The 9,490-nt window shown below is 46.4% G+C and carries 8 protein-coding genes; 7 read left to right on the top strand and 1 reads right to left on the bottom strand.

Features of this window, described 5'->3' with window-relative positions; genetic code table 11:
- Both R7Q47_RS21310 and R7Q47_RS21305 read left to right on the top strand, forming a co-directional pair.
- The coding region (locus R7Q47_RS21310) for a protein-disulfide reductase DsbD (protein ID WP_318089371.1) at window positions 1-1,776 on the top strand (1,776 nt) is incomplete at its 5' end.
- Between the two features lie 194 nt (window positions 1,777-1,970).
- Entirely contained in the window at window positions 1,971-2,600 is a 630-nt protein-coding gene (locus R7Q47_RS21305; protein ID WP_005382375.1) for a response regulator, read from the top strand.
- Here R7Q47_RS21305 and R7Q47_RS21300 read toward each other — a convergent pair.
- Window positions 2,597-4,348, bottom strand: a complete 1,752-nt coding sequence (locus tag R7Q47_RS21300; protein ID WP_005382374.1) for a potassium/proton antiporter — start codon at window positions 4,346-4,348, stop codon at window positions 2,597-2,599. The genes R7Q47_RS21305 and R7Q47_RS21300 overlap by 4 nt on opposite strands.
- A 520-nt stretch (window positions 4,349-4,868) precedes the next feature.
- Here R7Q47_RS21300 and R7Q47_RS21295 point away from each other — a divergent pair.
- The 5 genes from R7Q47_RS21295 (at window position 4,869) to R7Q47_RS21275 (ending at window position 9,443) form a co-directional block, all read left to right on the top strand.
- Entirely contained in the window at window positions 4,869-5,132 is a 264-nt protein-coding gene (locus tag R7Q47_RS21295; RefSeq protein ID WP_005382373.1) for a DUF4212 domain-containing protein, read from the top strand.
- A 12-nt stretch (window positions 5,133-5,144) separates the two neighbouring features.
- Window positions 5,145-6,872 (top strand): sodium:solute symporter family protein, encoded by a 1,728-nt coding sequence (locus tag R7Q47_RS21290; protein ID WP_005382372.1) that lies wholly within the window; start codon window positions 5,145-5,147, stop codon window positions 6,870-6,872.
- A gap of 108 nt (window positions 6,873-6,980) precedes the next feature.
- Window positions 6,981-7,463: a hypothetical protein gene (locus tag R7Q47_RS21285; RefSeq protein WP_005382371.1), complete on the top strand. Its 483-nt coding sequence runs from the start codon at window positions 6,981-6,983 to the stop codon at window positions 7,461-7,463.
- A gap of 199 nt (window positions 7,464-7,662) precedes the next feature.
- Window positions 7,663-8,040, top strand: a complete 378-nt coding sequence (locus R7Q47_RS21280) for a hypothetical protein (RefSeq protein WP_005382370.1) — start codon at window positions 7,663-7,665, stop codon at window positions 8,038-8,040.
- A 17-nt stretch (window positions 8,041-8,057) separates the two neighbouring features.
- Window positions 8,058-9,443, top strand: a complete 1,386-nt coding sequence (locus tag R7Q47_RS21275) for a class II fumarate hydratase (RefSeq protein ID WP_154204973.1) — start codon at window positions 8,058-8,060, stop codon at window positions 9,441-9,443.
- The last annotated feature ends 47 nt before the right edge of the window (window positions 9,444-9,490 follow it).

Here is a 9,490-nt window from a genome sequence, read left to right as displayed (position 1 = left end):
TTAGCTTTATTTGGCAAAGACCAGTTTAACAGTAGCCAGAACAACAGTTTTGGTAGCAGCAGCGACAGCTTTGTTCCTGTTGATCAGGCGTTTCCATTTAACTTCTACCAACAAGATGACAAATTGATGCTCGATTGGCAGGTACGTGACGGGTACTACCTATATCAAGAGCGCTTGTCTGTAGCTGGTGAGAAAGTATCGCTAGGCGAACTGCAAATGGAAGACGGCACACCGCATAAAGATGAATTCTTTGGTGACGTGCATATCTATACTCAACCTCTCTTCGTTAATGTACCAATGCATGATTGGCAAGACGGTGCTCGCGTAGTCGTGCAATACCAAGGTTGTGCGAAAGCAGGCTTCTGTTACCCGCCAGAAACTCGCGTGATTCCTATCAGCGCGTTTACTTCGTCGAACTCAGATTCAACAACGGCGACAACTGCATCAAAAGCAGAACAGGCACTAACAGCAACGCCACCAGCGGCGCAATCATCTACGTCTGGTGACACATCATCAGCGCCAGTAACACAGCAAGATAGCCTTGCAGCCAACCTTGCTGATAACTGGTGGACACCACTTCTGTTCTTGGCGCTTGGTGTGGGCTTGGCGTTTACACCTTGTGTGCTGCCGATGTACCCAATTCTGACCAGCATAGTGCTTGGCAGTGGCAAACTAAGCCAACGCCGCGCGCTAGGCTTGTCATTCGTCTACGTGCAAGGCATGGCGCTGACTTACACCCTACTCGGCCTTGTGGTGGCATCTGCAGGTATGCAGTTCCAAGCGGCAATGCAACACCCTTATGTGCTGATTGGTTTGAGCGTACTGTTCATCGCACTCGCTTTTTCTATGTTTGGTCTGTACTCATTACAGCTACCAAGCAGCGTGCAAACGTGGCTGAATAACTTAAGTAACAAGCAGCAAGGTGGTAGCAGTGCTGGCGTGTTTGCAATGGGGGCAATATCTGGCTTGGTTTGTTCTCCGTGTACTACCGCCCCACTCTCTGGTGCGCTGCTTTACGTCGCACAAAGTGGCGACTTACTCACCGGTGGGGTCGCCCTTTACGCGCTAGCGATGGGCATGGGTATTCCGTTGATCCTTGTAGCGGTATTTGGCAACAAGTTGCTACCAAAAGCCGGCGGTTGGATGGACCGCGTGAAAACGCTGTTCGGCTTTATTCTGCTTGCCGCACCTATCTTCTTACTAGAGCGTATCATGCCAGAAATGTGGTCAACGATTCTGTGGTCAGCACTGGGTATTGCTGCTTTTGGTTGGCTATACCACATCAAAAACAGTCTAGAGTTTGGTGGCTGGAAACAAAGTGCCGTGGGCATAATCGCCGTCTTAGGTTTGCTAGCCTCAGCACAACCTATCTTAAATTACTGGTTTGGCAACAGCACAACACAAACTCAGCAAGCCACTGTTAGCTTTACTCGCATTGCTAACGTGGCGGAGCTTGAAGAACAACTGGCACTTGCGAAAGCGGCAGGTAAACCCGTCATGCTCGATTTCTACGCCGATTGGTGTGTAGCATGTAAAGAGTTTGAAAAGTACACCTTCCATGACCCAAGCGTCGAAGCCAAACTGCAAGACTTCGTTCTTCTGCAAGCGGACGTGACCAAAAACCAAGTGCAAGACATCGAACTACTGAAGCACATGAGTGTGCTTGGTTTACCAACAATTGAGTTTTGGGATGCCAGTGGTGAACACGTTTCAAACGCTCGTTTGACGGGCTTTATGCAAGCCGTGCCTTTCTTAGAGCATATCAAGCAGTTCTGATAACCAGATATTCAAACGCCAGTGATGTCCACTGGCGTTTTTTATTGCTCAGATTTGAATAAGAACATTGCGTTTATATGCAATTTTCCTAATAAAAGTCGATTTGGTTCAGACTTTTAGCGAATAAATATTGTCCACTCTCTCAAAGCTGGACAATAATAAATTTAACGAAATAGTCAAAAGTGTTTAACGTCATGGATTCGACCTACACCATCATTATTGCAGATGATCACCCACTCTTCCGGAATGCCTTGTTTCAATCTATCCACATGGCTATTAGTGGTGCAAATTTGCTGGAAGCGGACTCACTCGACGCACTTCTGGCTTTGTTGGAGCGAGAGGAAGAGCCAGATTTAGTGCTATTGGATCTCAAAATGCCAGGAGCAAATGGTATGTCTGGCTTGATTCATTTGCGAGCAGAGCATCCAGATTTACCTATCGTCGTCGTTTCAGCGAGTGAAGAGCCGGCGATCGTGACGCAGGTGAAAAGCCATGGTGCATTTGGTTTTATTCCCAAGTCCAGCGACATGCGCGAATTAGTGAACGCGCTCAATCAAGTGCTGAATGGCGACCCATACTTCCCTGAAGGGTTGATCACCAATAACGCGGCATGTAATGACTTAGCGGAAAAGATTGCTGCGCTAACACCGCAGCAATATAAAGTGTTGGGAATGTTGTCCGATGGCTTGCTGAACAAGCAAATCGCTTACGAATTGAATGTTTCAGAAGCCACCATAAAAGCGCACATGACAGCGATTTTCCGTAAGCTCGGTGTAAAGAACCGCACGCAAGCCGTGATTATGCTGACGGAAATGAGCGACTAGATTGACGTCTTATCGTCAGACTTACTTTTTTCGTTTGGCAATCGGATACCGACTTTAGTGACCTGCTGATCAACAACATCAGCGACGATCCAATGCAAACCTTGCCACTCGAAATGGTCTCCCAATACTGGCGTGCTACCTAATTGCTCTTCGACAAGGTTTCTCAAACTTTTATCCAGCGGTTCATCCCCCAGATTCAAACCATACATCACGGCAATATCGGCAAGCTTCACTTCAATATCGAGGAAGAAGTCACCGAAGAATCGCGCTAGCGACGCTTTCTCTGGGGCTTCACTAAACAGTAAGCTCAGTGCATCTAAATCCTTTTCTTGTGCTAATACACACAAGGTATCATCTTCCTCAAGACGCGTACTGCCGGATGGGTGCAATAGCTCTTTACTGCGAAATACAGCGGCGATACGCGTTCCTTCCGGCATCGAAAGACTACGTAATGGCTCACCAATGCACCATTTATCTGCTTTAAGTCTATAGATAAACAGCTCCCACTCACTGGTCGGGTAAATCTCTACACCCGTACGCGAAATTGGCTCAGGCTTAGAAGGTAGCTCGACCTTTGCAAGAGACATCGCCTTAGTCAACGTGCCCCCTTGTACTATCAAAGACACCATTACTACAAAGAATGCCAAATTGAAGTACAGTTGAGCATCTGGCAACCCTGCCATCATCGGAAATACCGCGAGGATGATAGGTACAGCACCACGCAGTCCTACCCAAGAGACAAACCACTTTTCACGTGGCGTGAAACTCTTGAATGGCAGTAAACCAATCCAAACTGAGATTGGTCGGGCAAACAAAATCATCCCGAAAGCAAGCGCAAGACCTGGCAACGCAATAGAGAGTAAATTAGATGGTGTAACCAACAAACCAAGCACCAAGAACATACCAATTTGAGCTAGCCACGTCATACCATCTAAAACATGAAGAATAGAGTGGCGGCTGCGTGTTGGACGGTTACCTAATAAAAGACCAACAAGGTAAATCGACAAAATACCACTGCCACCCAAAGTGTTAGATAAAGCGAAAATAAGCAAGCCACCACTGACCGTTAAAATAGAATACAGCCCATCTGGTAATTGATTGCGATTGATAACTTTCCATAAGATCCAGCCACCAGCGAAGCCAAGTAACGCGCCGATACCAAACTGCTTAAGAAAACTGAACGCCAAAAAGCCCGCACTTAAATCTGCGCCAGGGTTCGCTAAAATAGCAATCAGAGTTACGGTCAGAAACACCGCCATAGGGTCATTGGTGCCGGATTCAATTTCCAGCGTTGAACCAACACGTTCGTTCAGGCTACGACCTTTGAGTAGAGAGAAGACCGCGGCAGCATCGGTGGAGCCAACAATCGCACCAACCAATATGCCTTGCAATAAATCTAAGTCGAATAACCACGTTGCCATCAGCCCGGTCAAAATGGTGGTGATCGCAACGCCAAATGTCGCCAAAGAGACCGAGGGCCATAACGCAACCCTAAAGCTGGCGACCCGCGTTCTCATCCCACCATCAAGCAAAATGATGGCTAATGCGAGGTTACTAACCAAATAAGCGATCGAAAAGTTATCGAATAAAATGCCGCCTAAGCCGTCTTCCCCCGCTAGCATTCCAACGGCTAAAAATACCAAAAGAATTGGGATTCCCAACTTAGAAGACACTGGGCTTAAAAGAACGCTAAGTGCGATTAACAACGCACCTATTAGAAAAAAACTGTTAATGGTGTCTGCGTCCATTCTCACCCTCCCTTAATGAAAAACGATAATAATTGTGATGAGCAAGGCTACTTCGTTAATGAGGTAATGCCCTAATCTGCCTCCCCTTTACACCGTCTCAAAATGCGAGGTTGTACGAGAATGACTCAGTTATATTACTTTATTGTGCGTTAAAACGGTGATTTGATGCGAAAACTTTATGTAAATAAATTACTTGTGAGCTTTCTTATCTACGCCTTCTCTCATTAAGAGCCACAAGATCACCACCAATACTTACACAGCATCTCCAAGTTCAATGAAGAAAAGATTAATGGCCAGTCTTAATCATGCTTGTTTATCCAATCAACCTTTAGACCTTTGGCTAACTTAACAGTTTATTAACATAACATTTTACCCCTTTGTTCGCTGAAAAAGCCCATAATATGGGGGTTCTTCATTTTTAACACCCCGACTAAAGTTGAAAAGAGTTATTGCCAACACCTTGCTAATGTACACATTGAAACATTTCATTAACAACAATACCAATCGTAAGGAGACGGCAATGGCATTTGAAAGCGAAGAAAGAGCCAAAGCCTATTGGGACAAAAACGTGAAGCTCATGATCGGCCTAATGGTCATCTGGTTCGTCGTGTCTTTCGGCTGCGGCATTTTATTTGTCGACGTACTAAATCAATTTCAACTAGGCGGCTACAAACTCGGTTTCTGGTTTGCTCAACAAGGCTCCATCTATGCCTTCCTAGGAATTATTTTCTATTACGCATGGAAGATGCGCCAAATTGACCGTGAATTCGGCGTGGACGAATAAGGAGTCACTCAGATGGATTTGAAAACTATTACTTACCTGGTCGTTGGCGCCACGTTCATCCTGTACATCGGGATTGCTATTTGGGCTCGCGCCGGCTCAACCAAAGAGTTTTATGTTGCTGGTGGCGGTGTAAACCCGATTGCAAATGGTATGGCAACCGCAGCCGATTGGATGTCCGCAGCGTCGTTTATCTCAATGGCAGGCTTAATTGCCTTCATGGGCTATGGCGGCTCAGTATTTCTCATGGGTTGGACTGGTGGTTACGTTCTGCTTGCGCTGTTGCTAGCACCTTACCTACGCAAATTTGGGAAGTTTACGGTGCCAGAGTTTGTTGGTGAACGCTTTTACTCCAATACCGCACGTATCGTAGCGGTTGTTTGTCTTATCATCGCATCAGTGACTTATGTTATCGGTCAGATGAAAGGCGTAGGTGTTGCGTTTGGTCGCTTCTTAGAAGTGGACTACTCCACTGGCCTATTAATTGGTATGTGTATCGTTTTCATGTACGCGGTTCTTGGCGGCATGAAAGGCATCACTTACACGCAGATTGCTCAATATTGCGTACTCATTCTTGCTTACACTATCCCTGCAATCTTTATCTCTCTGCAACTCACTGGTAACCCAATCCCACAAATTGGTCTAGGGAGTACCATGGCTGGTACCGATGTCTATCTACTCGATCGGCTTGACCAAGTGGTGACCGAACTCGGATTCAGTGAATACACGACCCAAGTACGTGGCGACACACTTAATATGTTTGTCTACACCATGTCACTGATGATTGGTACTGCCGGTCTACCACACGTAATTATCCGTTTCTTTACCGTGCCGAAGGTTCGCGACGCACGTACATCAGCAGGTTGGGCTCTGATCTTCATCGCCATCCTTTACACTACTGCACCAGCGGTATCAGCGATGGCTCGCCTCAACCTAATGAATACGGTAAATCCAGCTCCGGGTCAGCACCTAGCGTATGACGAGCGTCCTGCGTGGTTCAAAAACTGGGAAACAACTGGACTACTCGGTTTTGACGATAAAAATGGCGATGGCAATATCCAATACACTTCAGATGCGTCCACCAACGAACTGCGCGTTGATAACGACATCATGGTATTGGCTAACCCAGAGATCGCTAAACTACCAAACTGGGTGATTGCACTTGTGGCAGCAGGTGGTCTTGCAGCTGCACTATCTACCGCAGCAGGTTTACTACTCGCCATTTCTTCAGCTATTTCCCATGACTTAATCAAAGGGGTTATCAATCCGAACATATCCGAGAAAAAAGAGCTACTTGCTAGTCGAATATCAATGGCAGTAGCGATAGCAGCCGCAGGCTATCTCGGTCTAAATCCGCCTGGATTTGCCGCAGGTACGGTAGCACTCGCCTTTGGTCTTGCCGCTTCATCCATCTTCCCTGCATTGATGATGGGCATCTTCAGCAAGAGCATCAACAAAGAAGGCGCAATCGCCGGTATGATTGCGGGTATCAGTATTACGCTGTTCTACGTATTCCAACACAAAGGCATCCTTTTCGTTGCTGATTGGAAATATCTAGAAAGCTGGGGAACAAACTGGTTCCTAGGTATTGAGCCAAACGCGTTTGGTGCTATCGGCGCACTATTTAACTTCATCGTCGCATTCGCTGTCTCCAAAGTAACTGCAGAAACGCCACAAGAAGTAAAAGACCTAGTCGAACACGTTCGCGTACCAGTAGGTGCTGGTAGCGCAGTGGATCACTAAAAACTAATCAAAACCACAAAAGCCCCGTTTGGAACCAGCCGTCCGGGGCTTTTTTATTCTCACTTTTCAGTTACCATATTCGCAGTATGTCGTTGCAAGGAAGCCAAGATGTTCAAAAACAAGCACTTTATTCTCGCTCTACTGATTGCGCCAGTTCTCTCTTTGATCGCTTACTTCGGTACCGATATGGCCCTCAGCGAGAAGCCCCACGCGGCGCAAGAAGGGGAAACTTACAAACTCGCGAGTAAGTCTAATTGTCGTTACACCAGTGGTCTGTGTGATATGGAAAATGGCGATTTTAAAGTGAAATTTCGCTCGGAAAAACTCACTAAAAATAACTTAGAATTATCACTCAACGCCGCTTACCCACTCGAAGGTGTTAAAGTTTCTATTGTGAGTGACAAAGAGAAAAACGCTCAACCGATTGATATGAAGCCCGCCGATCAAGCAGGCCAAAGCTGGTACATCACCTTACCAAAGCCTGCATCTGCAGAAAGCTGGTTAAGAGTCGTCATTCAATCAGGCGGCACACTGTATTATGGTGAAACGCAAACCGCATTTGTGAAGTACGAAACCTTATTTACTGAATAACGGCGACAAGCTAATTCACCGGTCTTCAAACGACAGTGACTTAGTTTCACTCAGCATAAATGAATTCCTACTCAGCCGACGCCTTTGCGTCGGCTTTTGCTTCCGTAAGTCTTTCTTCAACAACCTCTTACTCTAAAAAGGGTTGCCAACTCACAACTTAATTGATAATAATTATCATTACATTTGATGAGAGGTGGTTATGGACAACAAACGGGACATCTTTAACGCATTTTTTAAAGCCCAAGATAGATTCCTTCTCGCCGCACCACATGGCTTTGAGCCAGACGTGATTCATGACTATATTCATTGGGGAATGGTGTTGTCTTCCTGTTATGAACACGATGCCGATGAAGAAAATCTATTGTTGTGTGAGCTGTTTTTACGTCAGGTTTATTTCCATTTACTAGACGCAATTCAAGACTCAACTCGCAGTCGTATCTTCCGTCGTGTCTGTCTCGATTCTATCCATACGCCATTATTTTGCCTCAAACGCTATTACTACCAGTTTGAACAAGGCGACGTGAAATTTCTCGCACTACAACAACAATTACGCCTGATTCAAATCTCACTCGATTAACCAAAAGGATCCCTACCATGAGCACCGAATTCCGCATAGAAACTGACAGTATGGGCGAAGTAACGGTCCCTGCAGATGCTCTCTACCAAGCCCAGACTCAACGCGCCGTCGATAACTTCTCATTCAGTCAACATAAAATGCCATCTAGTTTTATCAAAGCGTTAGCACACATCAAGCAGACTGCGGCACTCACCAACGCACAGCTAGGGCTGCTTGAAGGAGATATTGCCAACGCGATTGCTGACGCAGCTCAAGCAATTATCGAAGGCAATCATATTGAGCAATTCCCAATTGACGTATTTCAAACCGGATCAGGCACTAGCTCAAATATGAATGCGAATGAAGTAATTGCAACACTGGCCTCCCAGCATCTAGGCGGCACTGTCAGCCCTAATGATCACGTCAACATGGGACAAAGCAGCAACGATGTGGTACCGACGGCCATTCAAGTTAGCGCAGCATTAGCCATTGAAAAACAGCTCTTCCCGGCCCTGTCACACCTAAGCCAAACACTAGAGTCTAAACAGCAAGCATTGAAAGATGTTGTAAAAACCGGTCGCACCCACTTAATGGACGCGATGCCAATTACCTTTGCTCAAGAACTTGGCGGTTGGCAGTTCCAAATCGAGCATGCAAAACAAGCGATTGAACAAGCTCTTCCTGCTGTAAAAGCCTTAGCCCAAGGTGGTACGGCGGTTGGAACGGGGATCAATGCCGATCCACGCTTTGCAGACTTATTCGCTAGCAACCTAACCCAGTCAACTCGTATTCAGTTCACGGCCAGTGATAACTTCTTTTTCAATTTAAGCAGTCAAGATGCGATCGTCGCTCTGTCGGGACAGCTCAAAACAGCAGCAGTTGCGATCATGAAGATCGCAAACGATCTTCGTTGGATGAATTCAGGCCCATTGGCTGGTTTAGGTGAGATTGAATTACAAGGCTTGCAACCGGGTTCTTCCATCATGCCTGGCAAAGTAAATCCTGTGATCCCAGAAGCCGCAGCGATGGCATCAGCGCAAGTCATTGGTAATGACACCACCATTACCGTCGCAGGCCAAGCGGGCAACTTCCAGCTTAACGTCATGCTGCCAGTTATTGCTCATAACGTATTGGAGAGCATCGAGTTACTCTCTAACAGCGCAACCGCTTTAGCTGACAAAGCCATTACGACGTTTGAAGTTCGCCAAGATAACTTGGATGTAGCACTCGCCAAAAACCCTATTTTGGTCACGGCTCTCAACCCGGTCATTGGTTACCTAAAAGCGGCAGAAGTCGCGAAAAAAGCCTACAAACAGGGACGCGCGATTATTGATGTCGCGGAAGAAGAAACTGATTTGGATAGAGCCACACTAGAGCGATTGCTTAATCCAGCCAAACTGACCCAAGGCGGCGTCGCAGAATAAGCGGCAAACTCAGCCTATCAACTAAGATTACAAACATCGAGACCTCC

Source organism: Vibrio sp. Vb0349 (genome assembly GCF_033338975.1).
The sequence above is the reverse complement of the archived record's forward strand: the minus strand, read 5'-3'. Positions and strand labels throughout refer to the sequence as shown.

Coding starts and splice junctions, on each gene's coding strand:
- R7Q47_RS21305 (WP_005382375.1), top strand. CDS start 1,971: ATGGATTCGACCTACACCATCATTATTGCAGATGATCACCCACTCTTC.
- R7Q47_RS21300 (WP_005382374.1), bottom strand. CDS start 4,348: ATGGACGCAGACACCATTAACAGTTTTTTTCTAATAGGTGCGTTGTTA.
- R7Q47_RS21295 (WP_005382373.1), top strand. CDS start 4,869: ATGGCATTTGAAAGCGAAGAAAGAGCCAAAGCCTATTGGGACAAAAAC.
- R7Q47_RS21290 (WP_005382372.1), top strand. CDS start 5,145: ATGGATTTGAAAACTATTACTTACCTGGTCGTTGGCGCCACGTTCATC.
- R7Q47_RS21285 (WP_005382371.1), top strand. CDS start 6,981: ATGTTCAAAAACAAGCACTTTATTCTCGCTCTACTGATTGCGCCAGTT.
- R7Q47_RS21280 (WP_005382370.1), top strand. CDS start 7,663: ATGGACAACAAACGGGACATCTTTAACGCATTTTTTAAAGCCCAAGAT.
- R7Q47_RS21275 (WP_154204973.1), top strand. CDS start 8,058: ATGAGCACCGAATTCCGCATAGAAACTGACAGTATGGGCGAAGTAACG.